The 25,917-nt window shown below is 74.5% G+C and carries 26 protein-coding genes; 14 read left to right on the top strand and 12 right to left on the bottom strand.

The window, feature by feature from the left end; genetic code table 11:
• The first annotated feature begins 33 nt into the window (after positions 1-33).
• Positions 34-570, top strand: a complete 537-nt coding sequence (locus Ade02nite_RS40505) for a MarR family winged helix-turn-helix transcriptional regulator (protein ID WP_239169401.1) — start codon at positions 34-36, stop codon at positions 568-570.
• Here Ade02nite_RS40505 and Ade02nite_RS40500 read toward each other — a convergent pair.
• Entirely contained in the window at positions 561-1,037 is a 477-nt protein-coding gene (locus tag Ade02nite_RS40500) for a carboxymuconolactone decarboxylase family protein (RefSeq protein WP_203775622.1), read from the bottom strand. The genes Ade02nite_RS40505 and Ade02nite_RS40500 overlap by 10 nt on opposite strands.
• A gap of 80 nt (positions 1,038-1,117) precedes the next feature.
• Between Ade02nite_RS40500 and sigJ the strand changes: the two genes are divergently transcribed.
• A complete protein-coding gene (gene sigJ, locus Ade02nite_RS40495) occupies positions 1,118-1,972 on the top strand; it encodes an RNA polymerase sigma factor SigJ (RefSeq protein ID WP_203775620.1) in 855 nt (284 codons plus the stop codon).
• Positions 1,973-1,978: 6 nt separating this feature from the next.
• Here sigJ and rox read toward each other — a convergent pair whose 3' ends face one another.
• From rox to Ade02nite_RS40480, 3 genes are read right to left on the bottom strand one after another with little or no spacing between them, the layout of a single operon-like run.
• Positions 1,979-3,400 (bottom strand): rifampin monooxygenase, encoded by a 1,422-nt coding sequence (gene rox / locus Ade02nite_RS40490; protein ID WP_203775618.1) that lies wholly within the window; start codon positions 3,398-3,400, stop codon positions 1,979-1,981.
• 33 nt (positions 3,401-3,433) lie between these two features.
• Positions 3,434-4,378: a phosphotransferase family protein gene (locus Ade02nite_RS40485; protein WP_203775616.1), complete on the bottom strand. Its 945-nt coding sequence runs from the start codon at positions 4,376-4,378 to the stop codon at positions 3,434-3,436.
• A gap of 18 nt (positions 4,379-4,396) precedes the next feature.
• On the bottom strand, positions 4,397-4,792 hold the full coding sequence (locus Ade02nite_RS40480) for a RidA family protein (protein WP_203775614.1): 396 nt from the start codon (positions 4,790-4,792) through the stop codon (positions 4,397-4,399).
• A gap of 89 nt (positions 4,793-4,881) precedes the next feature.
• Here Ade02nite_RS40480 and Ade02nite_RS40475 point away from each other — a divergent pair, with 89 nt between their 5' ends.
• Positions 4,882-5,859 carry a helix-turn-helix transcriptional regulator gene (locus tag Ade02nite_RS40475; protein WP_203775612.1) on the top strand — a complete coding sequence of 326 codons (978 nt, stop codon included), beginning with the start codon at positions 4,882-4,884 and terminating at the stop codon, positions 5,857-5,859.
• On the opposite strand, the gene Ade02nite_RS40470 is transcribed toward Ade02nite_RS40475, so the two are convergent.
• The gene (locus Ade02nite_RS40470; protein WP_203775610.1) at positions 5,840-6,793 is read right to left on the bottom strand and encodes a helix-turn-helix transcriptional regulator; all 954 of its coding nucleotides are present in this window, start codon (positions 6,791-6,793) and stop codon (positions 5,840-5,842) included. The two genes, Ade02nite_RS40475 and Ade02nite_RS40470, sit on opposite strands and share 20 nt — an antisense overlap.
• 53 nt (positions 6,794-6,846) lie before the next feature.
• Between Ade02nite_RS40470 and Ade02nite_RS40465 the strand changes: the two genes are divergently transcribed.
• Entirely contained in the window at positions 6,847-7,500 is a 654-nt protein-coding gene (locus Ade02nite_RS40465) for an alpha/beta fold hydrolase (protein WP_203775608.1), read from the top strand.
• A gap of 17 nt (positions 7,501-7,517) precedes the next feature.
• Positions 7,518-8,195, top strand: a complete 678-nt coding sequence (locus Ade02nite_RS40460) for an HAD family hydrolase (RefSeq protein ID WP_203775606.1) — start codon at positions 7,518-7,520, stop codon at positions 8,193-8,195.
• A 5-nt stretch (positions 8,196-8,200) separates the two neighbouring features.
• Here Ade02nite_RS40460 and Ade02nite_RS40455 read toward each other — a convergent pair whose 3' ends face one another.
• Together Ade02nite_RS40455 and Ade02nite_RS40450 are read right to left on the bottom strand one after the other, a co-directional pair.
• Complete coding sequence (locus Ade02nite_RS40455) at positions 8,201-8,635, bottom strand: DUF4259 domain-containing protein (RefSeq protein ID WP_203775604.1); 435 nt, start codon at positions 8,633-8,635, stop codon at positions 8,201-8,203.
• 7 nt (positions 8,636-8,642) lie between these two features.
• Positions 8,643-9,440: an alpha/beta fold hydrolase gene (locus Ade02nite_RS40450; RefSeq protein WP_203775602.1), complete on the bottom strand. Its 798-nt coding sequence runs from the start codon at positions 9,438-9,440 to the stop codon at positions 8,643-8,645.
• A gap of 73 nt (positions 9,441-9,513) precedes the next feature.
• Between Ade02nite_RS40450 and Ade02nite_RS40445 the strand changes: the two genes are divergently transcribed.
• Positions 9,514-10,674: an alkaline phosphatase PhoX gene (locus Ade02nite_RS40445; RefSeq protein WP_203775600.1), complete on the top strand. Its 1,161-nt coding sequence runs from the start codon at positions 9,514-9,516 to the stop codon at positions 10,672-10,674.
• On the opposite strand, the gene Ade02nite_RS40440 is transcribed toward Ade02nite_RS40445, so the two are convergent.
• Positions 10,671-11,066, bottom strand: a complete 396-nt coding sequence (locus tag Ade02nite_RS40440; protein WP_203775591.1) for a hypothetical protein — start codon at positions 11,064-11,066, stop codon at positions 10,671-10,673. The genes Ade02nite_RS40445 and Ade02nite_RS40440 overlap by 4 nt on opposite strands.
• Before the next feature lie 74 nt (positions 11,067-11,140).
• On the opposite strand from Ade02nite_RS40440, the gene Ade02nite_RS40435 reads away from it, so the two are divergent.
• The 3 genes from Ade02nite_RS40435 (at position 11,141) to Ade02nite_RS40425 (ending at position 13,039) form a co-directional block, all read left to right on the top strand.
• On the top strand, positions 11,141-12,055 hold the full coding sequence (locus Ade02nite_RS40435; RefSeq protein WP_203775589.1) for a sulfotransferase domain-containing protein: 915 nt from the start codon (positions 11,141-11,143) through the stop codon (positions 12,053-12,055).
• 111 nt (positions 12,056-12,166) lie between these two features.
• Positions 12,167-12,418, top strand: coding sequence for a hypothetical protein (locus Ade02nite_RS40430; RefSeq protein WP_203775587.1), 252 nt, complete (start codon positions 12,167-12,169; stop codon positions 12,416-12,418).
• An 18-nt stretch (positions 12,419-12,436) separates the two neighbouring features.
• Entirely contained in the window at positions 12,437-13,039 is a 603-nt protein-coding gene (locus tag Ade02nite_RS40425) for a nucleotidyltransferase family protein (protein ID WP_239169400.1), read from the top strand.
• On the opposite strand, the gene Ade02nite_RS40420 is transcribed toward Ade02nite_RS40425, so the two are convergent.
• Both Ade02nite_RS40420 and Ade02nite_RS40415 read right to left on the bottom strand, forming a co-directional pair.
• Entirely contained in the window at positions 12,997-13,323 is a 327-nt protein-coding gene (locus Ade02nite_RS40420; RefSeq protein ID WP_203775585.1) for an aquaporin, read from the bottom strand. The genes Ade02nite_RS40425 and Ade02nite_RS40420 overlap by 43 nt on opposite strands.
• A gap of 42 nt (positions 13,324-13,365) precedes the next feature.
• Complete coding sequence (locus tag Ade02nite_RS40415; RefSeq protein ID WP_203775583.1) at positions 13,366-14,184, bottom strand: alpha/beta fold hydrolase; 819 nt, start codon at positions 14,182-14,184, stop codon at positions 13,366-13,368.
• Positions 14,185-14,399: 215 nt separating this feature from the next.
• On the opposite strand from Ade02nite_RS40415, the gene Ade02nite_RS40410 reads away from it, so the two are divergent.
• Positions 14,400-15,041, top strand: a complete 642-nt coding sequence (locus tag Ade02nite_RS40410) for an alpha/beta fold hydrolase (RefSeq protein WP_203775581.1) — start codon at positions 14,400-14,402, stop codon at positions 15,039-15,041.
• Here the strand turns inward: Ade02nite_RS40410 and Ade02nite_RS40405 are convergent.
• Complete coding sequence (locus Ade02nite_RS40405) at positions 15,014-17,350, bottom strand: helix-turn-helix transcriptional regulator (protein ID WP_203775579.1); 2,337 nt, start codon at positions 17,348-17,350, stop codon at positions 15,014-15,016. The genes Ade02nite_RS40410 and Ade02nite_RS40405 overlap by 28 nt on opposite strands.
• Positions 17,351-17,514: 164 nt before the next feature.
• Between Ade02nite_RS40405 and Ade02nite_RS40400 the strand changes: the two genes are divergently transcribed.
• Both Ade02nite_RS40400 and Ade02nite_RS40395 read left to right on the top strand, forming a co-directional pair.
• The gene (locus Ade02nite_RS40400; protein ID WP_203775577.1) at positions 17,515-20,145 is read left to right on the top strand and encodes a LuxR C-terminal-related transcriptional regulator; all 2,631 of its coding nucleotides are present in this window, start codon (positions 17,515-17,517) and stop codon (positions 20,143-20,145) included.
• Between the two features lie 2 nt (positions 20,146-20,147).
• The gene (locus tag Ade02nite_RS40395; RefSeq protein ID WP_203775575.1) at positions 20,148-22,760 is read left to right on the top strand and encodes a helix-turn-helix transcriptional regulator; all 2,613 of its coding nucleotides are present in this window, start codon (positions 20,148-20,150) and stop codon (positions 22,758-22,760) included.
• Here Ade02nite_RS40395 and Ade02nite_RS40390 read toward each other — a convergent pair.
• Positions 22,717-23,538, bottom strand: coding sequence for a PrsW family intramembrane metalloprotease (locus Ade02nite_RS40390; protein ID WP_203775567.1), 822 nt, complete (start codon positions 23,536-23,538; stop codon positions 22,717-22,719). The genes Ade02nite_RS40395 and Ade02nite_RS40390 overlap by 44 nt on opposite strands.
• Before the next feature lie 204 nt (positions 23,539-23,742).
• Here Ade02nite_RS40390 and Ade02nite_RS40385 point away from each other — a divergent pair, with 204 nt between their 5' ends.
• On the top strand, positions 23,743-25,056 hold the full coding sequence (locus tag Ade02nite_RS40385) for a PP2C family protein-serine/threonine phosphatase (RefSeq protein WP_203775565.1): 1,314 nt from the start codon (positions 23,743-23,745) through the stop codon (positions 25,054-25,056).
• A 27-nt stretch (positions 25,057-25,083) separates the two neighbouring features.
• Positions 25,084-25,737 (top strand): mechanosensitive ion channel domain-containing protein, encoded by a 654-nt coding sequence (locus Ade02nite_RS40380; RefSeq protein WP_239169399.1) that lies wholly within the window; start codon positions 25,084-25,086, stop codon positions 25,735-25,737.
• Positions 25,738-25,917 lie beyond the last annotated feature (180 nt).

Genomic DNA, 25,917 nt, shown 5'->3' with positions numbered 1-25,917 from the left:
CGGCGCCATGGGGCGTGAGCGAGGCGGGGAGACATGGAGACGGGGATGCGGGGCGGCGGCGAGCGCGACTGTGTGGACGAGCTGGTGGAGGCGTGGGCGTCGGAACTGGCCTGGCTCGACCCCGTGCAGGAGGCGATCACCGTACGGCTCGCCATGCTGGGGCGCACCCTTGCTCAGGTGCGGCGGCGGGCGCTGGTCGACGGGGGCCTGGAGCACGGGCATTTCAAGGTGTTGCTGGCGTTGCGGCGCGAGGGTCCGCCCTACGAGGCGAGCCCGTCGCAGCTGGCCGAGCGGCTGGGGCTCACCCGGGGTGCCCTGTCCGCGCGGCTGGCGCCGTTGGAGGGGCAGGGGCTGATCGTCCGCAGGGGGGAGAGCGCCGACCGGCGGCGGGTTCGGGTGCGGCTCACCGCGGCGGGGCGGGCCGCGTTCGAGCGTCAGGCCGAGGTGGAGAACCGGGGTGAGACCGCCCTGCTCGCCGGGCTCACGCCGAAGGAGCGGCGCACCCTGGCCGAGCTGCTCCGCAAGGTGGTGCTCGGCCAGGGTGCCGCCGGCGACGGCGGTCAGGAGTAGTTCTTGCCGAGCGGCCTGCCGGGGATGGGCTTCGCGATCAGGGCCACCGGCACGAAGAAGCAGATCTGCGCGAGCACGAGCGTGAGCGTCCACAGCGCCTTGTCGTCGTAGTGGGCGGCCGCGCGGCCGTACAACTCGTCGGGGACGCGCTCGCCCGTGCGGTTCGGGGTGAGGACCGCCTCGGTCAGCTCCAGCGCCACGCGTTCCGCGTCGCTGAAGTACGGCGCGTCCTGCCAGGAGGCGACCGCCGTGATCTGGTCCTCGGTGACGCCGGCTTTGCGGAGCAGGCTGGTCTGGTAGATGGTGTGGTAGGTGCTGCCCACGATCTGGCCGGCGCGCAGCTGCATCAGGTGCACCGTGGCCTCGGGCACGGTGCCGTTCGCGATGAGTTTGGCCATGCCGGCCGCGAGCGGCGTGATCTCCGGGAAGAGCGGCATGGGGTCGGGAAGGCGTGATGTCGTCTGCATGCCCTTCCGACGACGCAGCACCGCGAAACGTGCCGTGGGCACATTCCGGCCCGCTGCGTCGTCGGGTATGCATGACGGACATGAGCGAGCGCCGACAGCTGCTGAACCTCGCCTACCGGATGACCGGGTCGCTCGCGGACGCCGAGGACGTGGTCCAGGAGACGTACGCGAGGTGGTACGCGATGACCCCGGCGCAGCGGGACGCCGTCGCGGCGCCCGGCGCGTGGATGACCACGGTCGCCAGCCGCGTCTGCCTCGACCTGCTCGGCTCGGCCCGGGCCCGCCGTGAGCGCTATGTCGGCGAGTGGATTCCCGAGCCGCTCCCCTCGTTCGCCGTGGCGGCGCCGGATCCCGCCGACCGGGTGACTCTCGACGAGTCGGTCACCATGGCGTTCCTGGTGGTTCTCGACGCGATGACCCCGGCCGAGCGGGTCGTCTTCGTGCTGCACGACGTGTTCGGCTACCCGTTCGCGGAGGTCGCCGAGATCGTCGGCCGCACCCCGGTGGCCTGCCGCAAGCTGGCCTCGTCGGCTCGCAAGCGGGTGCGCCTGTCCCGGCCGGAGGCGACGCCGGCCGCCGAGCAGGCGGGAGTGGTCCGCGGCTTCCGGCAGGCGTGGGAGGCCCGGGACATCGAGGCGCTCGTCGGCCTGCTCGACCCGGACGCCACGATCATCGCGGACGGCGGCGGGCTGGCCGACACGGCGCCGCACCCGCTGCGCGGCCGTGAGGAGATCGCCGCGTACCTCACGATGCTGTTCCACAGCCTCACCGGCTCGCAGCGGGTCGTGGAGCGCCCGGTCAACGGCCGCCCCGGCCTGGTGATCGAGGAGGCCGGGGTGACCGTGACGGTGATGGCCTTCGAGGTGGCCGCCGGCCGGGTCCGGCACGTGTGGGCGGTCCGCAACCCCGAGAAGCTGCGGGCCTGGACGGCGTAGCGCCGGTCACGCCGGGCCGAACCAGCGGGCCAGGTGAGCGCGCAGGTCCCGCTGGTCGTCGCCGGCCCACGCCACGTACCCGTCGGGGCGCAGCAGCACGGCGGGCTCGGCGACCTCCTCGCTGACGTCGCCGACGAGGTCGACCCGGTCGGCCCACCCCTCGGCCGAGAGCCGTCCGGTCTGGTCGAGCAGCAGGCCGCGGCCGGCGTGCATCAGGTCGTAGAGGCGGCCGCCCTTGAGGCGTACGTCGCGCAGGCGCCGCCCGACGAGATCGGGGCCCGCGCCGAGGTCGTAGCGGATGCCGATCGCCGTGATCTTCTCCATCACGTACCGGTTGACGTCGTCGAAGTCCATCAGCTCGGCGAGCAGGCGGCGCACGGCCTGCGGGCCCGGCTCGGTGGACATCAGCTCCATCAGGGCGCGGGTGGTGTCCAGCACCGACTCGGCGACCGGGCGGCGCTCCGCCTCGTACGTGTCGAGCAGATCTTGTGGGGCCCAGCCCGCGACCGCCGCGGCCAGCTTCCACCCCAGGTTGAACGCGTCCTGAAGGCCCAGGTTGAGGCCCTGCCCGCCGGCCGGTGGGTGGATGTGCGCCGCGTCGCCGGCCAGGAAGACGCGACCGTCGCGATAGCGCTCGGCGAGCCGGGTCGCGTCGCCGAAGCGGGACAGCCAGCGCGGCGAGTGCACGCCGAAGTCGGTGCCGGCGACCGCCCGCAGCTGCTGCCGGAAGTCGTCGAGGGTCGGCGGCACCGCGCGGTCCTCGGCCACCCCCGCGGCGGGCACCAGGACCCGGTAGACGCCGTCCCCGAGCGGCCCCAGCCCGAACCGCAGCTGCGTCTTGCGCACCTCGGCCGTGACGGCGGCGATCTCCTCCGGCGAGGCGGTCGCCTCCATCTCCCCGAGCAGCGTCTCGGTCTTGGCGGGCTCACCCGGAAAGGCGACACCCACGAGCTTGCGTACGGTGGAGCGTCCGCCGTCGCAGCCCACCAGGAACTGCCCCACCACGCGCGACCCGTCGGCGAGCTCGGCGGTCACCCCGTAGTCGTCCTGGCCGATGCCGACGACCTCGGCGCCGCGCCGGATCTCGGCACCCGCCTCGGCGGCGTGCTCGGCGAGCAGTCGCTCCACCACCGTCTGCGGGATGCCGAGCACGTACGAGTGCGCGGTGTCCATCCGTTCCGGCCACGTCTTGTTGAGCCCGGCGAAGAACCCGCCGACCCGGATCTGTTTCCCCCGTTCGAGGAAGCGCCCGAGCAGCCCCCGCTGGTCCATCACCTCGATGCTGCGCACGTGCAGACCCAGCGCGCGTACGTTCTTGGCCGGCTCCTCGTCACGCTCCAGCACCACCACGCCCAGCCCGTGCAGCCGCAGCTCGCTCGCCAGCATCAGCCCCGTCGGCCCACCGCCGACCACGATCACATCAGTCATGGAGTACCCCCATGACCGGCGATTTTGCGCCTCTCACCCGCCCTTGCCGCAAGTCCCCCTCCCCGCTGTACGGTGGAGATGGAGGAACCGCGCGTCCAGGTCGTCCACCCATTGCCCGGGCGTACGGTGATCCGGCAGCGCCACCCCGGCCTCGCCCCGCCACAGCGCGTCCCCGAGCACGGTCCGCAGGTGCCACGCCATGATCCGGTCGACGTCCAGGGCCGTGCCGGTCACCCGCTCGTAGCTCGCCACCGTCGCCAGGAAGAGCTCCATGCCGCAGTCCCCGGGCAGGCAGCGCAGGTCGTACTCGGGCTCACCCACCCCCACCGTCTCCAGGTCGATCACCAGGCGCAGCCGCAGCGTGCCCGCGTCCCAGAGGTGATTGTCACCGTGGAAGTCGCCGTGGGTGAGAACCCGCCGGCCCGGCCTCGCCAGCACCCGGTCCGCCCAGTCGCACCAGGACACCACTCGTTCGTGGCGGTCGGACCCCACCAGCGCTCCGAAGCGGTCCCGCAGGGCCGCGGTGGGCTCGGGCTCGACCGCCGCCGGGGCCGCAAGCCCCGCACCGTGCAGCTGGGCGAGAACGGCGGCGAGGTCACGGGCGACGGCCGGCCGGGCGGCGGGCGCGATCCGGTGCCGTACCGCGAAGAAAGGCTTGGCCCGCACCCGGCGGGTGACGAGCATCGCCGGGTCCCGGGACGCCGCCACCACCTCGGGCAGCGGCAGCCCGGGCACCGCCGCGCGCAACGCCCCCAGCACCTCGGCCTCACGGCAGATCCGCCTGGCGGGCGGCTCGGCCCACGCGAACTTCACGACGAACCCCTCGTCGACGATCGCGCTGGCCGCGCACCACCGGGGATCGTCGCTCGGTTCGAGGCCCCGCGGCACGATCGTGCCCCCGGCCAGCTCGGGCGCCACCATGCGCAGCCCGTCGCGCAGCGCCGCAACCGTCGGTTCGCCCAGCCAGGTCAGTGCCATGCCCTCAGCATGCCCGCGTCACGCCACGGCGGTCGCCTCCAGCTCGACCAACTGGCCGGGGATCGCCAGGCGGGTCACGCCGAGCATGGTGGTGGCCGGGGCCGCGCCGGCGCCGGCCAGGCGGCCGGCCAGCACGCCGTAGTGCGGGAAGAGCTCGTCGACGTCCGTGGTGTAGACGGTGAGCCGCACGAGGTTCGTCAGGGTCATGCCGGCCTCGGCGAGCACCGCCGCCACGTTGTCGAGGCTCAGCGCCAGCTGCGCGGCCATGTCGCCGTCGTGCTGGGGCTTGCCGTCGCCGCTCATCGCGGTCTGGCCCGAGCAGTAGAGGGTGCGGGTCTGGCCGGTGACGAGCTCGCCCTGGTTGAAGCCCATCTCCGCGGACCAGGTCCACGGGTTGACCGCCGTTCGTTGCACTGTGCATCAGCTCCCTGTCAGTCGCGTCGGAGGAGAGCCTGTCAACAAATCACGACATCCTCTGTCACGTATTTCGGTAGAGTCGCCGGATGCGCGCCGATCGGCTGGTCTCGCTGGTGCTGCTGCTCCGCCGGCACGGGCGGCTCACGGCCCAGGCCCTGGCCCGCGAGCTGGAGGTCTCCACCCGCACGGTGCTGCGCGACATCGAGGCGCTGTCCGCGGCCGGCGTGCCGGTCTACGCCGAGCGCGGCCGGCGCGGCGGGTTCGCGCTGCTGCCGGGCTTCCGCACCGAGCTGACCGGGCTCAGCCACGACGAGGCGCTGGCGCTGCTGACCGCCGGGGCGGGCCGCGGCGAGCAGGCGTTCGGGCTCGGGCCGGCGCTCGCCTCGGCCCGGCGCAAGGTGGTCGACGCGCTGCCCGAGAGCCACCAGGCCACCGCGAGCGACGCGGTCCGGCGGTTCCTCGTCGAGCCCGAGACCGACCTGCTCTCGCGGCGCGCGGCCACCGAGGAGGTGCCGGGCGCCGTCATGGCCGAGGTTCGCCGCGCGGTGCTCGCCGGGCATCGGCTGCGGATGCACTACGCGGCCGCCGGGCGCGCTCCACAGTGGCGCGTCGTCGATCCGATCGGCCTGGTGACCGTGCGGGACAAGGGTTATCTGCTGGCCACGAGAGCGGGAGCCGACCGCACCTACCGGCTGTCGCGGGTGCTGGCGGCCGAGGAGCTCGACGAGCCGGCGCGGCGCCCGCGCGACGTCGACCTGGACCGGGTGTGGCGGGATCGGTGCGCGCGATTCCTGTCCGAGGACCACATCGCCGTTCTGGTACGGGTGCGCCCGGCGCGACGGGAGGACCTGCTCACCTCCGCGCTCGCCGTGCGCGCCGAGGAGCCGGACGTGGACGGGTGGCTGCGGCTGGAGGTGACCTACCAGGACCTGTGGCATGCCGAGTGGGCGCTGTGGCAACTCGGCACGGCCGCCGAGGCCCTGACCCCGCCGTCGTTGCGCGTGGCGCTGCACGACCGGGCCGCCGCGCTCGCCGCCCGCTACGTCAGCCCAGGGCCTTGGTGAAGCGGGCGGCCACGACGGCCACGGCCGCACGGAGCTCGGGGCCGCCCTCGACGGTGAAGTCGATCGGGACGGCGGCGAGCCATTCCTGGGCGTACATCTCGGTGTTGGTGGTGCTGCCGACCAGGACGCAGCGCTCGCCGGCCGGCTCGAGGCGGCCCATGGGCGGGCGGATCCAGCGGGCGACCTTGTCGATCGGGGCGTCGAAGACCACGCGGGTCTGGTATTTCCAGCCGGCGCCGAGGTTCTCCTCGAGGGCGGCGACCGGGTCGAGGTCGTCCGGCGGCACGAAGGTGTGCGCAAGCCGTTGCACGGCACGGATCCGGTCGATGCGGTACGTGCGGACGGCGTCCGCCCGGTGCGAATGGCACAGCAGGTACCACCGGCCGAAGCGCACCACGACGGCCCACGGGTCGACCTCGGCGTCCCACTGGTCGCCGCGCTCCGAGCGGTAGGTGACCGTGACGCGGCACCGGTCGGCGGAGGCGGCCACGAGGGCGCTCGTGGTGGCGGGGTCGGGGCGCGACGCGTGCCGGTCGGGGGCGGCCGACGCGTACTCCCGCAGGGCCGCCGCCTGCCGGCCGATGCCCTCGGGCAGCGCCCGGATCACCTTGCTGAGGGCCGCGCCGACCAGGTCACCGGCGTCGATGGCCGCGGGCTGGCCGTCGAGGACCGCCATCACGAGCCCGAGCGCCTGCTCCTCGGTGAAGACGACCGGTGGCAGGCGCGTGCCGCGGCCGAGGCGGTAGCCGCCGTACGGGCCGCGGACGGCCTGCACCGGGATGCCGGCCTCGCGCAGGATGCCGACGTAGCGGCGCGCGGCTCGCTCGGTGACGCCGAGATGGGCGGCGAGCTGCTCGGCGGTGGTGCCCGGGCGCGCCTGGAGAAGCTCGAGCGTGCGCAGCGCTCGCGCGGTGGGGCTGGAACCGTCCGGCACGTTCCGCACGCTACCGGAAGCGGATCGTCCGGAATAGGCCGTACGGTGCGGCCATGACAATCGTTCTCGTGGGTGGCCTGTGGCTGGACGGCTCGGCGTGGCGGCACGTGGTGCCCGAGCTGGAGAAGCGCGGCCACCGGGCCGTACCCGTGCCGCCGGACGGCCGGACGTTGCAGGAGCAGATCGACGCCGTGCTCGCGGCCGTGGACGCGGCACCGGACGAGGCGGTGGTCGTGGGCCACTCCGCGGCCGCCACGCTCGCCTGGATCGCCGCGGACCGCCGGCCCGGCAAGGTGGGCAAGGTGGCGATGATCGGCGGGTTCCCCAACGACGACGGCAAGCCGTACGCGGACTTCTTCCCCATCGAGGACGGCGTGATGCCGTTCCCCGGCTGGGAGCCGTTCGAGGGCGCCGACGCGCACGACCTCGACGAGCGGGCGCGCCGCTCCTTCGAGGCCGCGGCCCTCCCGGTGCCCGAGGGGGTGGCCCGCGGCGTCGTACGCCTGACCGACGACCGCCGCTTCGACGTGCCGGTGGTGCTGATCTGCCCCGAGTTCACCCCCGAGCAGGCCCGCGAGTGGATCGACGGTGGCGACGTGCCGGAGCTGTCCCGTGTGAAGCACCTCGACTACGCCGACATCGACTCCGGGCACTGGCCGATGGTCACCCGCCCGGTGGAGCTGGCGGAGATCCTGGCCGCGCTCTGACCCGTACCGTCTACCGGGTGACGATCGACGCGCTCATCTTCGACTTCGACGGACTGCTCCTCGACACCGAGACGACCCTGCTGGAGAGCTGGCGCTTCGAGTGGCGCCAGCACGGGCTGGAGCTGTCGGAGCACGGCTTCTTCGCCGACCACGGCGGCGACGTCAACGAGGAGCGTTACGCGGCGCTCGCGGCGGCGGTCGGGCCGGCGTACGACCGGGCGGCGAGCCATGCGCGGCGCACCACGTACCGCCGGGGCCTGAACCAGCGGCTGGAGCCGGCGCCGGGCATCCGGGCGTGGTTCCGCGAGGCGGGCGAGCTCGGGCTGCGGCTGGCGGTGGCGAGCAGCTCGCACGAGGACCACGTGCGCGGCAACCTGGTGCGGACCGGGCTGGCGGCGGACATCACGGTGCTGGCCTGCGGCAACGAGGTGGCCGCGCACAAGCCCGACCCGGCCGTCTACCTGCTGGCGCTCAAGCGGCTGGGCGTCGCGGCGGAGCGGGCGGTCGCCTTCGAGGACACCCCGCACGGCGTCGCGGCGGCGCAGGCGGCGGGCCTGCGGTGCGTGGCGATCCCCAACTTGTACGTGGAGAAAGCGCGCTTCGCGGCGGCCGATCTGGTGTTGCCGAGCGCGGCGACGGCCCCGCTCAGCGAGGTGCTGGCCGGGCTGCCGGAGCGTCGTACGCGGCGGCCGTGAGCGCGTCATCCGGCCGTACACGCTCGCGCCAGCGGCGCCCGGATCCGCCGCACTTCGGCGAGGGCGCGCTCGTGCAGCGCCGGGGACTCCTCCCACAGCGAGCGCCACTCCGAGTCGTCGCCGGTGACGCGGTCCAGCGCGCGCAGGGCGAGCGGCGGCACGTCGGCCGGGATGTCGAGGCCGCCGCCGGCGAGCAGGAAGGCCGGCGCGTACGGCGAGGTGACCGCCGGGCCGCCGGGCAGCTGCGACGCGACGACGGCGGCCGCCGCGATCGCCTCGCTGGCGAAGTCGCTGTCGAGGTAGCCGTCGCCGTGGTCGGCCACGGTCGTGAGCGCGCGCCGCACGTGCAGGATCCGCTCGTCGGCGGGCGCCTCGGTCAGCTCACCACAGAAGTCGGCCGCGATGTCGTTGTCGAACGGCCCCACGTCCCAGGCTCCCACGCCATGATCATATAGGCGCGCTCATCCAGTCGTAGATCTGGCCGAACACGTCCTCGCCGGGCACGTGGCCTCCACTGTAGACATGGCTCTCGGCGCCCGGGACGGTCGCCAGGAGCCACTCGTTGTCCGCCGCCGGCACGGCTTTGTCGGCACTGCCCCGCCAGAGGCCGACCGGCACGGCGATGGTGGCGGGGTCGAAGCCCCACGGCCGCTCGAAGGCGAGGCTGTCGTCCACCCACCCGTCCATGCCGTCCACAAAGGTCGCTCGCACCCGCGCCATCGCGTCGGGATCGTCGCGCGCCGCCGCGCCCGGCTCCCACGGCACCTCGGGGCCGCCGGCCTCGATGAGGCCCAGGATCTCCGCCGCGGTCGCCGCCTGGCGCTCGCGCAGCTCGGCCTCGGTGCGCCGGGCCGCGCGGGGCTGGATGCCGGACAGCACCGCACATCTCGTCACCCGATCGCCCAGCAGCGCCGCGCACGCGAGGGCGTGCGGTCCCCCACCCGAGCCACCGAAAACGGCGAACCTCTTCCAGCCGTACGCCTCCGTGAGCGCCCGGACGTCGCCGGCGGCATCGGCGACCGTGCGGCCCGGCCGCCGCGTGGAGCCGCCGTAGCCCGGCCGGTCGTACACCAGGAGGCGGAGCCGGCTCCGCGCCATGGTCCGCACGGTGCTGGGCCGCCGCCACCGGCTGCTCGGCGAGCCGCTGTGCACGACGGCCGGCCTGCCGTCGGCCGGCCCGTACAGGCAGAAGCGCAGCACGCGGCCGTCGGCGAGGGTCAGCTCCTCGGTGGCGGGCAAAGTCATGCCCCCATCCTCGTCTATTGACGTTCATCTAATAATCAGGTCGCGGCCAGCCGGGCACGGCTGAATAGGGGCCATGGATCGACGTGCGATGTTGCGAGCGACGGTTGTCGGCGCGGGCGCGGTGGCGCTTCCCTTCACGGCCTGGTCGGCCGCGTACGGGGCGCCCGCCCAGAACGCCACCGGGCCGTACGGCCCGCTCCAGGCCGCGGACGCCCGCGGCATCCAGCTGCCCGCGGGCTTCACCAGCTCGATCGTGGCCCGCTCCCGCCAGGTGGTGCCCGGCACCTCGTACGTCTGGCACGACGCCCCCGACGGCGGCGCCGTCATCCCACAGGGCACCGGCTGGGTCTACGTGTCCAACTCCGAGGTGAGCGCGTCGGCGGGCGGCGGCGCCTCCCGCATCGTCTTCAACTCGGCGGGCACGGTGGTCGGCGCCTCCCGCATCCTCTCCGGCACCAACCAGAACTGCGCGGGCGGCAAGACGCCGTGGAACACCTGGCTGTCGTGCGAGGAGGTCTCCCTCGGGCGGGTCTACGAGACGTACCCGCTGGGCGGGACCGCCGTGGTGCGCCCCGCCATGGGCCGCTTCAAGCACGAGGCCGCGGCCGCCGACCCCGTACGCAAGGTCATCTATCTGACCGAGGACGAGACGGACGGCAAGTTCTACCGCTTCGTGCCCACCGTCTGGGGCGACCTGTCCGCGGGCGTGCTCCAGGTCCTCGTGGCCGGCTCGGGCACCTCCGGCACTTTCTCGTGGGCGACCGTCCCCGACCCCGACGGCTCCCCCACCGTGACCCGCGCCCAGGTGTCCGGCGCGAAGACCTTCAACGGCGGCGAGGGCTGCCACTACGCCGACGACACGGTCTGGTTCACCACCAAGGGCGACAACCGCGTCTGGCAGGTCAACCTGGCCGCCGGCACCTACGAGCTCGCCTACGACGACAACCTGGTGAGCTCCGGATCCGCCCCGCTCACCGGCGTCGACAACGTGACCGGCTCCCCGTCGGGCGACCTCTACGTGGCCGAGGACGGCGGCACCATGGAGATCTGCCTCATCACGCCCGACGACAAGATCTCCCCGTTCCTGCGCATCACCGGCCAGAGCGGCTCCGAGATCACCGGCCCCGCCTTCACCCCCGCCGGCGACCGCCTCTACTTCTCGTCCCAGCGAGGCACCACGGGCAGCTCCTCCGGCGGCATCACCTATTGCGTGACGGGCCCCTTCCGCCGCTAGTCCCCACCTTCGATCCCGGCCAGGCGCAGAGCCAGCCCCAGCCGCTCCATCGTGGCTGCCGGCAGCACGCAGACGCGCTCGACCAGGTCGTCCCGGCCCAGCGAGGCCTGCCACGTGCAGAAGACCCGCCTGTCGTACGGAAGCGCCACCCGCACGACCCCCGCACGTGGCAGGCCGTCCGCCACCCCGAGCGGCACCTCGATGCCCGCGATACCGCCGGGCCGCTCACGCTCGGCCTCCTCGGGCGACAGCAGCACGAACCCACGCCGCTCCCCGGCCGTGGCCGCCGCGACGACCTGCATGGCCCGCATCTCGCCGCAGTCCCCGTCACCCAACACCACCACCGGCCACTCGGCATCGAGCGCCGACCACCACACCTCGCCCCGCCGCATGCAGCCCTCCCACCCGCGCCGCCAGCCCCGAGCCGGAGCATAGGCGCGGCGGACAAGGCCGTTAGGGTCCGGGCATGGCGCCTACCGTCTACCGCAGTGGATTGACCGACAGCAGCCGGTGGCAGCACTTCCCGCTGCGGCCGGACGACATCGTCATCAGCGCACCCTCGAAATGCGGCACGACGTGGATGCAGATGATCTGCGCTCTGCTGATCTTCCAGACCGCGGACCTGCCCGCCCCGCTGACCAGCCTCTCGCCCTGGCTCGACATGCGCCTGCGACCGCTGGACGACGTCACCCGGGCACTGGGCGCGCAACGGCACCGCCGGTTCATCAAGACTCACACCCCGCTCGACGGCCTGCCGCAACTGCCCGGCGTGACGTACGTCGTGGTCGGACGCGATCCCCGTGACGCCGCCGTCTCGCTGGACCACCACCGGGCCAATCTCGACGACCGGGTCCTCGACCGCCTCCTCGCCCCGGACCAGGAGGCACACGCCGAGCCGCCGGCCAGGCCGGAACCTCCGGCGGGCGAGCGGGAACGCGTCCTGCAGTGGATTCACGACCAGCGGCCGACGACGGAAACCTTCAACTCGCTGCGCGGCATGGTCCACCACCTCGGCCAGGCGTGGGATCGGCGCAACGAACCGGCGGTGATCCTGGCACACCATGCCGATCTCTCTCGGGACTTGGCAGGCCAGATGCGACGCCTCGCCGAACGGCTCGGCGTCGACGTGCCGCGGAGCCGATGGCCCGCCGTGGTCGGGGCCGCCACCTTCGCCTCCATGCGCGCCAGAGCCCAGCAATTGGTTCCCGACGAGCGGCTCGGCCTGTTCACCAGCGACAAAGCCTTCTTCCGCTCCGGCAGGGCCGGCCAATGGCGCCGCATCCTCGACGAGGACGATCTCCACGCCTACAACACCCGGATGCGATCCCTGACCGGTCCGGAGCTGGCCGACTGGCTGGAGAACGGCACAAACGACAGCTGAACGAACGGCGCCCCCTCGCGCCGCCGCAGGTTGCCTGTCACTCGAAGCCGCGGAAGATGCCGTCGGAGTCGCGGTGCCACATGCGCTCGTCCACGCACGCGAGGATGAGCAGTGCCGCTCGATGAGCCGTCTTCGATGTCTGATCTCTATACTGCCGGCGTGGTACAGGACGACAGTCGTATCGTGCGGGCCATCGGCACCGTCGCAGCCGTGGCCGGTCTCGTGTGGCTCGTTCTGCTCCAGGAGCATGATTACGGTGCCTGGCGGCTCGTGCCGGCCGTCCTGCCGCTCGGCGGCCTGCTGTTGAGGATCGAGGCGGCCATCGCCGGGAACGCTTCCCGGCGGAGCCGGCCGGAGAGCTGAGCGTCTAAGCTGCGGCGCGTGGGTGCCTTGGGGAGATTGCCGCTCGACGAGCAGCTCGATGCGCTACGGGCGGCGCTGAGCCGCAACGAGGTGCTGGTCGAGGTGCTTCGGCGGGCGGCGCGGCTCCAGCTGCCCGGGTGGTATCTGACGGCGGGCTGCCTGTTCCAGACCGTGTGGAACGTGGTCGAAGGGCGATCGCCGGACGCCGGCATCAAGGACTACGACGTGTTCTACTTCGACGGCGGTGACCTGTCCTGGGAGGCCGAGGACCGGGTCATCCGGCGGGCGGCCGAGGTGTTCGCCGGGGTGCCCGCGGAGGTCGAGGTTCGCAACGAGGCGCGCGTTCACCTCTGGTACGAGGAGAAGTTCGGCGTCCCGTGCGCGCCGCACGCGTCGAGTGAGGCGGCCATCGACTCGTTCGCCGCCACGACGTGTTGCCTGGGGGTGCGGCTGGAGGCCGGCGGGAAGTGGCGCGTGTACGCCCCGCACGGCCTCGCCGACGTGTTCAACCTGGTGGTGCGGCCCAATCCGGTGCTGGCGCCCCGGCATGTCTACGAGACCAAGGCTGCCCGCTGGCGTCAGGAGTGGCCGGCGCTGACCGTGCTCGACTGGCCCACCTGAGCCCACGCCAGCGCCGCGACCGTGCCGCCGAGGAGCGGCCCGGCGATGTAGGCCCACCAGTCCGTCACCTGCCCCTCGACGAGCATGGGGCCGAGGGCACGCGCCGGGTTGACACCGGCCCCGGTGATCGGGGCGCTGATCAGGATGGCCACGCCCAGCGCCGTGCCGATGGACAGGGCGGCGCCGGCCCGGGAGACGCGACCGTCCGTGGCGACCGCGACGATCACCAGGACCAGGACGAACGTGACGAGCGCCTCGACCAGCAGCACGTGCGGACCGCTCACCCCCGTTGCCGGCGGCCGGGAAGGGCCGCCGGCGTGACGGGTTCAGCTCTGCCAGAACTCGAGCAGGTCCTTGTCGAGCTCCTGCTGGTACGCGCCGGCGATGCCGTGCGGCGCGCCCGGGTAGACCTTCAGCGTGCCGTTCTTGACCAGCTTGATGGTCTTCTCGGCGGCCGCGGCGATCGGGACGATCTGGTCGTCGCCGCCGTGCGCGATGAAGATCGGGACGTCGAGCGCCTTGAGGTCCTCGGTGAAGTCGGTCTCCGAGAACGCCTTGATGCAGTCGTACGCGCCCTTCAGGCCCATCTGCATGCCGAGGCGCCAGAACTGGTCGCGCTGGCCCGGCGAGACGTCGAAGCCGTGGTTGATGCCGAAGAACGACTCCGAGAGGTCCTTGAAGAACTGCGAGCGGTCGGCGAGCACGCCGGCGCGGAGGCCGTCGAACACCTCGATCGGGGTGCCCTCGGGGTTGGTCTCCGACTTCACCATGACGGGCGGCACCGCGCCGGCCGTGGCGATCTTCGCGACCCGGCCCGCGCCGTGCTGGGCGGCGAAGCGTACGGCCTCGCCACCGCCGGTGGAGTGGCCCACCAGGATGATGTCGGAGAGGTTGAGCGCGTCGACGAGCTCGGCCAGGTCCGCGGCGTAGGTGTCCATGTCGTTGCCGAGCCAGGTCTGCGAGGACCGGCCGTGCCCGCGGCGGTCGTGCGCGATGGCCCGGAAGCCGTTGTCGGCGGCGAGCTTCAGCTCGACGTCCCAGGCGTCCGAATTGAGCGGCCACCCATGGCTGAAGATGATCGGCTGCCCGCTGCCCCAATCCTTGTAGAAGATCTCGGTGCCGTCGGTGGTGGTGATGTAGGGCATGGAAAAGCTCCTCCGCCAGATGCCGTGCGAGCGTTTCCCGCACTTCGCTTCCGCAGCCAACACTTCTGTCGGGTGGCCGCACCGGCATCGGTCAGATGACTGCCTGTGTGCGCCCGGCCGTCGGCCGACCGATGACACGTGACTAGGGACGGCCCCGGGGCAAGCTGCGTGCAAACTTCCTGGCGCCCGCGGCCCGGAACGAGTGGAATCGACCGGTGCCGTACGTGCAGAACCGGCTCTACTACACCGACGAGGGCGAGGGCAGCCCGGTCGTCCTGGTGGGCAAGGGCTGGGAGGAGCAGTCGCGGGCGCTGTGCGCCGCGGGTCACCGCGTCGTCGGCTTCGACCGCCGGTCCCAGTTGCCCGTCGAGGACGACGTCGACGCGCTCGCCGCGGATCTGGGCGTCCTGCTGGAGCAGCTGGCGCTGACCGGGTGCGTGCTGGCCGGTTCCTCGGCCGGCACCGGCGACGTGGTGCGCTACCTGAGCACGCACGGTTCGGCGCGGGTGCGCAAGGTGGCGCTGGTCGCCGGCATCACGCCGTTTCTGATCCGTACGGCCGACAACCCGGACGGCCTGCGGGAGGCCGACGTGGCGGACATCGAGGCGCGCGCCGGCCGCTGTCTCGGGCAGTCCGGCCGTACGGACTTCCGCGCCGACCTCGGGCGCCTCGACGTGCCGGTGCTGCTGATGCACGGCGACGCCGACCGCCTGCTGCCGATCGACGCGACCGCGCACCGCCTGCCCGACCTGGTGGCCGACCTGCGCTACGAGGTGATCCCGGGCGGCACGCACGACCTCGGGCGCGCCTTCCCCGATCTGGTGAACCGCTACCTGCTGGAGTTCGCCTCGTCCTGAGCCTCGTCCTGAGCCTCGGCCGGAGCAGCGGACTGAGCCGCGGCCTGAGCCGCGTCGTGCTCGGCGAGCAGCGCCTCGACCTCGGCGAGACGGTCGCGCAGCGCGCCGGGCCGCGGCTCGGTGTCGCCGTTGCGCCGCGACAGCTCTCGTACGGCGCGCAGCTCCTCGCGGGCCGCCTCCATCCGCCCGAGCCGCGCGAAGACCAGCGCCCGCTGCGACCGCGCGGTCATCAGCCGCTCGGAGGAGTGCTCCAGCCGGGCGGCCGCCGCTATCGACTGGTCGACGCGGCGCAGCGCCTCCGGCCACCGTTCCGCCGCGATCTCGATGTTCGCCAGGAACGAGCGCGACACCGTCTCGACGAACAGGGCGATGTGCGGCGGCGGCGCGGTCGCCGGGTCGGTGACCGCCTCGATGACCTGCTCGTGCAGCGGGATCGCGTCGTCCGCCGGTCCGCGGCCCTGCACGGCCAGCGCGCACAGCGTCAGCCCGTTCGGCAGCCCCTCGCGGTCGTTGACGGCGCGGAAGTCCTCGACGGCGGCCCGCGCGTGCTCCAGGGTCTCGTCCCAGCGCCGCAGGCGGCTCAGCGCCCATCCGACGTAGTACTGCGACCACGCGATCTGCCGCCGGTCGCCGGAGCGCTCGGCGTGCTCCAGGGCCTCCCGCGCCCGGTCCAGCGCGAGCTCGGGACGGCCGAGGCAGACGATGTCGACCCAGGCGAGATACCCCAGGTGTACGGAGGTGAGCCGGTCGTCGCCGAGCGCGCGGGCGGCAGCGGTCGACAGGCTGAACACGTCGAGCCAATGCGGCCAGTTGGCCCAGCCGTCGGAGAACCAGTGCAGCGACTCGGCCACCTCGACGACCCGCCGGTGCTCGCCCGCGGCGGCCGCGGCGTGCAGGGCGGGCAGCCAGTTCTCCGCCTCGCGGCGCAGCCAGTCGCCGGCCTGCGCACCGGTCCTGAGGTGGCACGGGATGTCGGCGGGCGGAGGGCCGTGGCCCGGCTCGAAGAAGTGCCCGGCCACGACGGCCGTGTCGAGCAGCCAGGTGTCGCGACGGCGGGCCGCGGCGGCCCGGTCGGCGGCGCCCTCCTCACGTTCGAGCTCGCCCTGGGCGTACAGCCGCAGCAGGTCGTGGAACTCCAGCCGGCCGTCGCGGCGCTGCTGGAGCAGGCTCAGCTCGACGAGCTCGTCGACCGCGTCCTCGGTGACCGGCACCGGCTCCTCGACCAGCACGCTCGCCAGCTCGACACCGGCGGACGGGCCGGGCACCAGCGCGAGCCGCCGGAACAGCCGCCGCGCCACCCCGGACAGCTGCTGGTAGGAGAGGGTGAACGCGGCCTTGACCTGGAGGTCGCCGGCGGCGAGCGCGTCGAGCCGGCGTTCCTGGGCGGCCAGCCGGGCGATCAGGTCGCCGGGCGTCCATCCGGGGCGGCTCAGCAGCCGGTTGCCGGCGATCCGCAGCGCCAGCGGCACGTTGACGCACAACTTCGCGATGCGGCGCAGGCTTTCCCGGTCGGTGCCCGGGTCGTCGAGGATGGTCTCCAGCAGGTGCACGGCGTCGGCCTCGCTGAGCGCGTCGAGGCGCAGCCGGCGTACGCCCTCGAGCCCGCTCAGCGCCCGGCGGCTGGTGACCAGGACGACGGCCGGGCCGTGCGGCGGCAGGACCGGGCGCACCTGGCCCTCGCCGATCGCGTTGTCGAGCACCACGACGAGCCGGCGGCCGGCGGCGAGCGACTGCCACAGCGCGGTGGCCTCGTCGAGCTCGCGCGGCACCAGGCGCAGGTCCGGGCTGAGCGCCCGGATGAGCTTGCCCAGCACCGCCGCCGGCGCCAGCGGCTTGGCGTCGAGCCCGCGCAGGTCGACGAAGAGGTGCTGCTCGGCCGGCCAGGACTGGGCGGCCTGCACCGCGAGCGAGGTCTTGCCCACGCCGGGCGGCCCGCTGACGACCACGACCGGCGCGGGCGTGTCCGGGCCGGCCGCGGCCGTCCACCGGCTGATGCGGGCGAGCTCGTCGCCGCGGCCGGTGAAGTCGCTCACCCGCCGCGGCAGCGGCAGCCCGGCGACCGGTGCGGGCGCCACCCGGCCGGCGCGGGCCGCGGCGACGAGGCGGTCGCGGTCGTCCGCGCCGAGACCCAGGCCGCCGGCGATCGCCTCGATCGTGCGGGCGCGCGGGCTGCGGCTGACGCCGCGCTCCATGTCGCTGATCGCCCGGTCGCTGACGCCGGAGGCCTCCGCGAGCTGTTCGAGTGTGAGGTCGGCGGCGATCCGCAACCGGCGCAGCAGCGCGCCGAACGGGACGTCGTCGTCCACCATGTTGTGCATCCCCCCGGGTCAGTTCCGTGCACAGCCTTGCACGCAGGTGCTTCTTCGTCCTTTCTTCGTGGTGCACGGCTCATTCCCGGTGATCGAATACGGTGCCGAGGAAGCCGCGCCGGAAGGCTTTCGTACGGGTATGCCGGAAAGGGAGGACTGCGACTGTGGGCTCGACGACGTTGTACGGGCGCGCCCGGGAACGGGCGGACCTCACCGCGTTCGTCGAGGCGGCCGCGTCCCGGCCGATGTCCATGGTCCTGCTCGGCGACGCCGGCATCGGCAAGACCGCGCTGCTGCGCGCCGCCGCCGGCATCGCCCGCGAGCGGGGCTTCGGAGTCCTGCCGCTCGACCGGGCCGTGCTGCGCGCCGTGGCCGCTCCGCGGCTCGACCCGGCGATCCGGTCCTGGCTGCGCGGCGAGCCCACCGGCGAGGCGGAGCTGCTGACGGCCGCGCTGAGCGCGCTGGACCGGCTGACCGCGAGCGCGCCGGCGCTGCTGATCCTGGACCGGGCCGACCTGGCCGGCCCGGCGCTGCTGCGGCTGCTCACCCTGGTCAGCCGGCACGCCTGCACCGAGCGGGCCGCCCTGCTGCTGGCCGCCCGCGGTGCGGAGCCGCCGCCGGGGCTGGGCGCCGAGATCGCCCGCTACCGGGTGGGGCCGCTGCCCGACCGCGCGGCGGCCCGCCTGCTCAACGCCTGCCCGGAGCGGACCGCGGCGGTGCCGCGGCGCACGCTGCTGCGCCGGGCCGGGGGCAACCCGCTGGCGCTGACCACCGCCGAGCCGCCGATGGAGTTCCGCCGCGCGCTCGCCGCCCTGCCGCCCGCCACCCGGCGGCTGTTGCAGCTGGCGGCCGTCGCGGGCGACGCCGAGCCGGTCGGCACGATCAACCGGGCCGGTGACGGCGCCGCCGACCTGCGCGACTGGGCGCCGGCCGAGAAGGCCGGGCTGGTCAGCATCGCCGGCGGGCACGTCCGCTTCGAGCATCCGCTGATCCGCGCGGCGGCCTGCGCCACGGGGCCGGCCCGGGCCGCGCACGCCGCGCTGGCGTCCTGCACCGACGACCCCTATCACCAGGCGCTCCACGCCGCGCTGGCCTCGGAGGGGCCGGACGAGCTGGTCGCCGCCGCGCTGGAGGACAGCGCCGCCACGGCCGGCCGCCGGGCGGTGCTGATCGCCGAGGCGCGGGCCCTGGAGCTGGCCGCCGAGCGCAGCCCGGCGACCGGCGACGCGGCCCGCCGCTTCGCGAAGGCGACGGTCGCCGCGTACCGGGCGGGCGAGCCGGCGTACGCCCTCACGCTGCACGGGCGGGTGGAGGCGCTCACCGACGACCCGGACGTGCTGGGCCTGGCGCGGATCGCGGCCGGACTGGCGCTGGTGCACCAGGCGCGCTTCGCCGAGGCGTACGACCTGGCCCGCGACGCCGTGCTGCGCGCGCCCGCCGACGGGCAGATCGCGATGACCAACGTCCTGGTGGCGGCCAACGCCGCGGTGCTGTCCGGCGACGCCGCGCACCGCGCCGAGCTGCCCCGGCTGCTCGACCTGGTGGCCGACGGCACCGGTGGCGCGCTCGGCGAGAGCATCCTGCCGAGCGCGGCGAACCCGGCGACGCGGGCCGCGGTGCTGGCGGTCGCCGACCCGGCCGGCGCCGTGCCCCCGCACGGCGGCGGGAAAGGCATGACCGGGCTGGCGGAGATCAGCGTCACGCTCGCCGAGAGCCTGGTCGCCTGGCTCACCGACGACTCCGTGCGCGCGGCCGCCGGGATGGCGGCCCTGTGGCAGGTGCAGAAGGCGTACGACGCGCCGGGCGCGCTGGCCGCGCGGATCCCGCTGATGATCCTGTCCATGATCGACTGTGGCCGGTGGCGGGACGCCGACGAGGCGATCGAGGAGTCCGCGACGCTGGCCGCGGTGGGCAACCTGACCCTGCTGCTGCGGTCGCTGCCGGGCCTGCGGGGGGTGCTGGAGGCGCTGCGCTACGACGGCACGCGGCCGGTGCTGCTGCCCCCGCGGCCGTCGGGCGACCCGTTCAGCGAGAGCCTGCGCCGCCGGGCCGCGGGCATGGCGGCGCTGTCGGCGGGCGACTACGACATCGCGTACACGCATTTCCGGTCCATGTTCGACGCGACCGGCGAGCCGGTGCACCCCTTCCTCGGGCCGCGCTCGCTGCCGCAGCTCGCGCTCGCCGCCGGCGGGTCGAGCCGGCGTACCCGGGCCAAGGCGCAGGCCCGGCAGATCGTCAACGGCTGCCGGGCGCGGGCCGGGAGCACCCCGACGCCGCGGATGGCCATGTTGCTTGCGCACGCGGCGGCCTTGCTCGACGAGACCGACGGCGCCGAGGAGCACTTCCGGGCCGCGCTGGCCGACCAGGACCGCGCGCTGCACTGGCCGCTGGAGCGCGCCGAGGCGCAGCTCAACTACGGGCTCTGGCTGCGCAAGCAGCGCCGGGTGCCGGAGGCGCGGCCGCACATGCTGGCGGCGCTGGACACCTTCACCCGGCTCGGCGCGCGGGCGCACGCCGACCAGGCCCGCAAATATCTGCCGGGCAACGCGCACGACGAGGCCGGCCGGGCCGGCACGGCGGGCGCGTTCGCCGCGCTGACCGCCCAGAAGCAGATGATCGCCCGGCTCGCCGCCGAGGGCATGACCAACCGCGAGATCGCCCGGCGGCTGGTCCTGTCGCCGCGCACGGTCGGCTCGCACCTCTACGACATCTATCCGCTGCTGGGCGTCGGCAACCGCCACCAGCTGCGCGACCTGCTGAACGACGGCGCCGGCACGGCGCGGGACGAGGGCTGAGCATGGACGGCACCCTGATCGACCCGGGCACCGGGCTCGTCGGCCGCGACGCGGAGCTCGACCGGCTCACCGGCTGCCTCGGCCCCGGCGAGCACGCGCTGCTGCTCACCGGCGGGCGCGGCATCGGCAAGTCGCGGCTGCTCGCCGTCGCCGCGCAGCGGGCGCGCGACGCGGGCCGGCACCGGGTCGTCACGGTCGACGTGCCGCCGGGCCCGCCGCTGGACGCCCCGCAGCTGATCCGGCGGCTGCTGATGGCGCTGCGCCACGACCTGCCCGGCCCGGTCGACCCGGGGCGGGCCGACAAGGCCACGCTGTGCCGGGTGGTCAAGCTGATCGGGCCGCCGCTGCTGGTCGCGGTCGACGACGTGCACCGGGTGACCGCCGAGGCGGCCGAGGTGCTGGCCGAGATGGCCGGGACGGTGCCGGCGCTGCTGCTGGCCGGCGTCCGCCACCGGGTGCCGCGGGTGCTGCGAGCGCTGCCGGCGGTCGAGCTGCTGCCGCTGGACCCGCAGGACGCCGTGCGGCTGCTGGAGGCCCAGCCGAACCCGCCGGCGGGCCGGCGGCGGGCCGTGGTGCTGCACCGCGCGGCCGGCAACCCGGCGGCCGTGGTCGAGCTCAGCGCCGGGGACCGCGGCGAGGGGCGGCTGCGGTCGGCGTTCGCCGCCGAGATCGCCGAGCTGCCCGAGCCGGTGCGCCGCCTGCTGCTGCACCTCGCGGCGGCCACCCCGCCGGCCGTGCGCCAGGACGTGACCGACGCCGCGGGCCTGCGCGGCGAACGGTGGTGGGAGCCGGCCGAGCGGGCCGGGCTGGTCGTGCTGGGCGGCGACACGGCCGACTTCGTGCACCCGCTCGCCGCCGACGCCGCGTACGCGAGCGCCCCGGCCCACCAACGCCGGCAGGCGCACCGCAACCTGGCGAGGACGCTGCGGGCCGGCGCGGAACGGCGCGCCCTGCACCTGGCCGCGGCGACGAGCGGGCCGGACGAGCGGATCGCGGCCGGGCTCGAGGCGGCCGCGCGGGCCTTCCGCGAGCGCGAGGACCTGTTCGAGGCCGCGCAGGCCATGGAGCAGGCCGCCGAGCGCTCCCCCGACCCGGTCTCGGCCGCCCGGCGCTACGCGCAGGCCGCGATGGACGCGCGCAACCTCGGCGAGACCGGCTGGCCCGGCGAGCTCTACTCGATCGTCCGCCGGCTCACCACCGACCCGGAGGTGGTCATCACGGCCGGGCACGCGGCGGCCACCGCGCTGACCCGCGCGGGACGCCAGCACGAGGCGTACGCCATGGTGACCGCCGCCCACCGCGCCGGCGTCCCGGCCGACCCGCGGGTGGCGTCGGCGATCGCCGGGCTCGCGTCGGTGATCGCCACGACCTCGGGCGACGAGGAGCACCGGCGCGGCCTCGCGGAGATGCTCGCCGCGGCCGGCCCGGCGGCGGACCCGGCCACCGCGGCCTTCGTCCGGATGGTGATCGACCCGGCGGCGCACCCGGCGCGCGCGCTGTGCGACACCACCGCCGTCCCGCCGCCGGGCGTCCCGCTGCCCGCGCCGGAGCGGCACCGGCTCAACGTCATCGGCACGATGGCGGGCTACGAGGACCGCTCCCGCCTCGCGGTCGGCCTGCTGCGCGCGACCATGGCCGTGGAGGCGAACCCGCGCGCGTCGATGTCCGGGCTGGAGATGATCCCACACCTGGTCGGCGCGCTGATCGACGTCGGCGAGTGGGACGCGGCGAGCCGCTGCGCCGAGGCGGTCGGGCCGGGCGGGCTGCCGGTCTTCGCCGCGCACGTGGACGCACTGCGTGCCCAGCTGTTCGCGCTGCGCGGCGAGGCGGCCCAGGCGCAGCAGCTCGTGCGCCAGGCGCTGACCCGCGTCGACATCCAGCAGCACCGGTCGGTGCACATCCGGCTGCTGCGCGCGGCCGGCGTGGCGGCCACCATCGACGGCGACTACGAGACGGCGTACCGCTATCTGCGCACCATGTTCGACCAGGACGGGCGGCCGCGGCACGCGCTGCTGGCCGGGCGGCACATCGCCGAGCTGGCGGCGGCCGCCGTGCGCAGCGGGCACCGCGACGCCGCCCGCGTCGTGGCCGGCCACGTGCGCGAGAGCGCGGGCGCCGAGCCCAGCACCCGCATGCGCCTGCTGCTGCATCTGGCCGAGGCGCTGCTGAGCGACGGCGAGCGGGCCGAGCAGCACTTCCGGCTGGCGGCCACCGATCCCGCGGGCGACGAGTGGCCGTACGAGCGGGCCATGGCCCGGCTCCACTACGGCGAATGGCTGCGGCGGGCCCGCCGGCCGCGCGACGCCCGCCCCGTGCTGGCCGCCGCCGAGAAGACGTTCACCGCCCTCGGCGCTGCCCACGCGGCCGGGCTGGCGGCCCGCGAGCTGCGCGCCAGCGGCCGGCACGACGGCTTGGCCGGCAGCTCCCGGCTCGCCGTGCTGACGCCGCAGGAACGGCAGGTGGCCGAGCTGGCCGCGCGCGGGCTGCGCAACCGGGAGATCGCCGAGCAGCTGTTCATCTCGGTGCGCACCGTCGGCGCGCACCTGCACAGCGTCTATCCGAAGCTGGGCATCAGCGGCCGCCACCAACTGCGGGACTCATTCCCGCGAGACTGAGCGCGCCGGCCGGGTGGAAGGCCCGGTAGTGCCGCAGCATCAGGGTGAGCCAGCCCAGGCTCAGCACCCCGAGGATCGCGTACGCCCAGGTGCTGCCGAACGTGTCCCACGACGTGTGCAGCGCGACGGCGCCGACGAACGTGGCGGCGAACTGGAGCAGGTGGCGCACGCTCGGCGCGCTCAGCATCATCCAGAGGGCGCCGCAGGTCAGGCCCGTCCACGCGGTGTGCCCGGCCGGGGAGGTCAGGCCGCGGACGAACAGGGTCTGCTCGACCGCGCCCACGTTGCCGTTCGACTCGAGCAAGGCCGTGAACGCGTACCCCATGGTCTCGAGCGCGGCGAAGCCCATGCCGCTCGCGATGCCGATGACCAGCCCGTCGGAGGGCAGGCGCCGGGTGTGCCGCACCAGAACGGTCAGCAGCAGCACGACCGGCACGATCAGCTTGGCGGACTCCTCGACGACCGCCACCACGACCATCGGCAGCGTGCCCAGGTCGCGCAGCGCGTCGTACTCCAGCGTGCCCGCCACCACGACGCCGATCACACCGCCGAAGAACGCGGTGACCAGCAGCACACCGGCCGGCACCTCCCAGCGGCCGGTCCGGGCCTGGGCGAACGTGAGGAACGCGGCGGGCACCACGCTCGCGCCGAGCAGGATCATCGCGGGCACGAAATTGGGGTTCTGGGTGTGCACCAGCGTGCGCAGAACCAGCAGATAAAGGCACAGACCGACGACGAGTACGGCCAGCCACGCCCAGCGCCGGGACCGGTCACGCATGTAGCACCTCCGCAGTTGGGGCGCTCATCGTCGCCCGGCGCCGCGCACCCGGCATCGGTCAATCGACTCACCGCGTACGCGACGCGACGGCGCGCGACGAGCAGGACAGTCATTTGGCGGATGCCCCGGCGGCCCGATCTCGGCACGCTCATATTCATCCGCATGACCGGCTGTCATGGGGAGTCATCTCCGGGGGGAGTTGCCATGACTGAGAACATTCTGGCCGCCGCGCCGCCGATCGCGCAGGGCGACGCCGCATTGCGCCGCAACCGGCCGCCCGCCGCGCCGCCGATCCCGCAGGACGACGCCACACTGCGCCGCAACCGGCCGCCCGCCGCGCCGCCGATCCCGCAGGACGACGCGGCACTGCGCCGCAGCCGGCTGCTGCTGCGGGCGAGCGAGTCGCTGTCGGTCACCGCCACCACCGCCGACGTCCTGCTCATCGTTCCGCAGCTGCTGACGGCGGCGCTGGGCGCCACGCACGCCGACGTCGTGCTCGCCGGTGACCCGCGCCGCGGCGTGCTGCCGGACACCCTGACGGCCTCCGCGATGCGCGACCGCCGCTCGCGCTACTACGGCAGCAGCATGGACGTGACGCTGGAGCACCCCACGCTCGCCGAGGACCTCGAAGAGGCCGGCTGGCAGGCCGCGGTGTGCGCGCCGCTGCCGGACGCGCGGGGGGCGCTGCTGCTGGCGTGGGACGAGCCGCAGACCTTCTACGTGGCCGACCGCGCGATGATAGCCACCCTGGCCGTCTACGTCGGGCAGGCGCTGGAGCGCGCGTCGCGGCACGACTCGCGCACGGCCATCACCGACACGCTGCAGAAGGCCATCATGTCGCGGCTGCCGCACGTCGACGACTTCGAGCTGGCCGCCTACTACCGGGCCGCGGACACGCATCGCAAGGTCGGCGGCGACTGGTACGACGTGATCCCCGGCCCGAACGGCCGGCTCGCGCTGGTCATCGGCGACGTGGTCGGGCACGACACGGCGGCCACCGCGCGCATGGGCGAGCTGCGCAACATGCTGCGGGCCTACCTGGTCGACCGGCGCGAGCCGCCCTCGGCGCTGCTGCGCCGGCTGGACGCGGCGAACTTCGCGCTCGGCGAGCCGGCCATGGCGACGGCGGTGGTCGCCTTCCTCGACCGGGCGCCCAGCGGCGGTTTCCGGCTGCGCTGGTCGAACGCGGGCCACCCGCCGCCGGTGCTGATCCGGCCGGACGGCGAGGTGCGCCCGCTGACCGGCAACGACCTGCTGCTGGGCGCGCGCCGCGGCTCACCGCGGCACACGTACACGGCGACGCTGGAACGCGGGTCCACCGTGCTGCTGCACACCGACGGACTGGTCGAGAGCCGGGCGAGCGTCATCGACGAGGGCTTCCAGCGGCTCTACCGCAAGCTGCGCATCCGCAACGCCGGGGCGCCACGCGACCTGCTCGCCCGCGTGGTCAAGGAGATGACCACCGACCGCGCCGACGACGTGGCGATGCTCGCCGTGCGGATCCCCGCGGGTCTCTGAGGTCCCCGACCACCTAGAGTGATCTTCATGCTGGACCCGATCCGGATGCTGGAACAACGCGTCCGGCCCGACTTCCGCCGCACCCTCGGCTACGGCACGGTGGCGCTGGCCGCGCTCGTCACCGGATCACAGTTCAGCGGGACCGCGACACGCGACAAGCTCATCACGTACGGCTGCGCCCTGCTCGTCGCGATCTTCGGCCTCTTCGCCACCCGCACCGCCGCGCGCGAGGTGCACCGGGTCGCCCTCGCCCGGGCCGGCGACGCCGCGGCCACGCCGTTGCGGGTGCTGGTGGAGCTGGGCGGCTACCTGATCACGGCCTTCTCGGTCTGCGACCTGCTCGACGTGGGCCTGCAACGCCTGCTGGTGGGCGGCGCGATCACCGGCGTCGTCCTGGGCCTGGCAGCGCAGCCGGTGCTGGGCAACCTGTTCGCCGGCCTGGTCCTGCTCTTCGCCCGCCCGTACGTGCCCGGCACCCGCATCCGCGTGCTGTCCGGGGCGCTCAACGGCCCCCTCACCGGCACCATCGTCTCGGCCGGCTTGCTCTACACGGTCCTGGAGACCGACGACGGCCCGCTGAACATCCCGAACTCGGCCCTGATGGCCTCGGCGGTCGGCCCGTCGGCCCCGTACGCCGACCTCGACCCGGAAACGGCGACCCGGGGCGACTTGCGCCCCTGAGGCGCCTGCCCATCCCGGCTCACATTCACGCCGCACGTCGCCCGCGCCGCACCTCGCCCGCGCCGCACCTCGCCCGCGCCGCACCTCCCCGCGCCGCGCCTCCCCCGCGCCGCACCTCCCCCGCGCCGCACCTCCCCCGCGCCGCACCTCCCCCGCGCCGCACCTCCCCCGCGCCGCACC

It is taken from the genome of Paractinoplanes deccanensis, assembly GCF_016862115.1.
Classification (GTDB): domain Bacteria; phylum Actinomycetota; class Actinomycetes; order Mycobacteriales; family Micromonosporaceae; genus Actinoplanes; species Actinoplanes deccanensis.
Note: the sequence above shows the minus strand (reverse complement) of the source record. Positions and strands in the feature narration are given on the sequence as shown.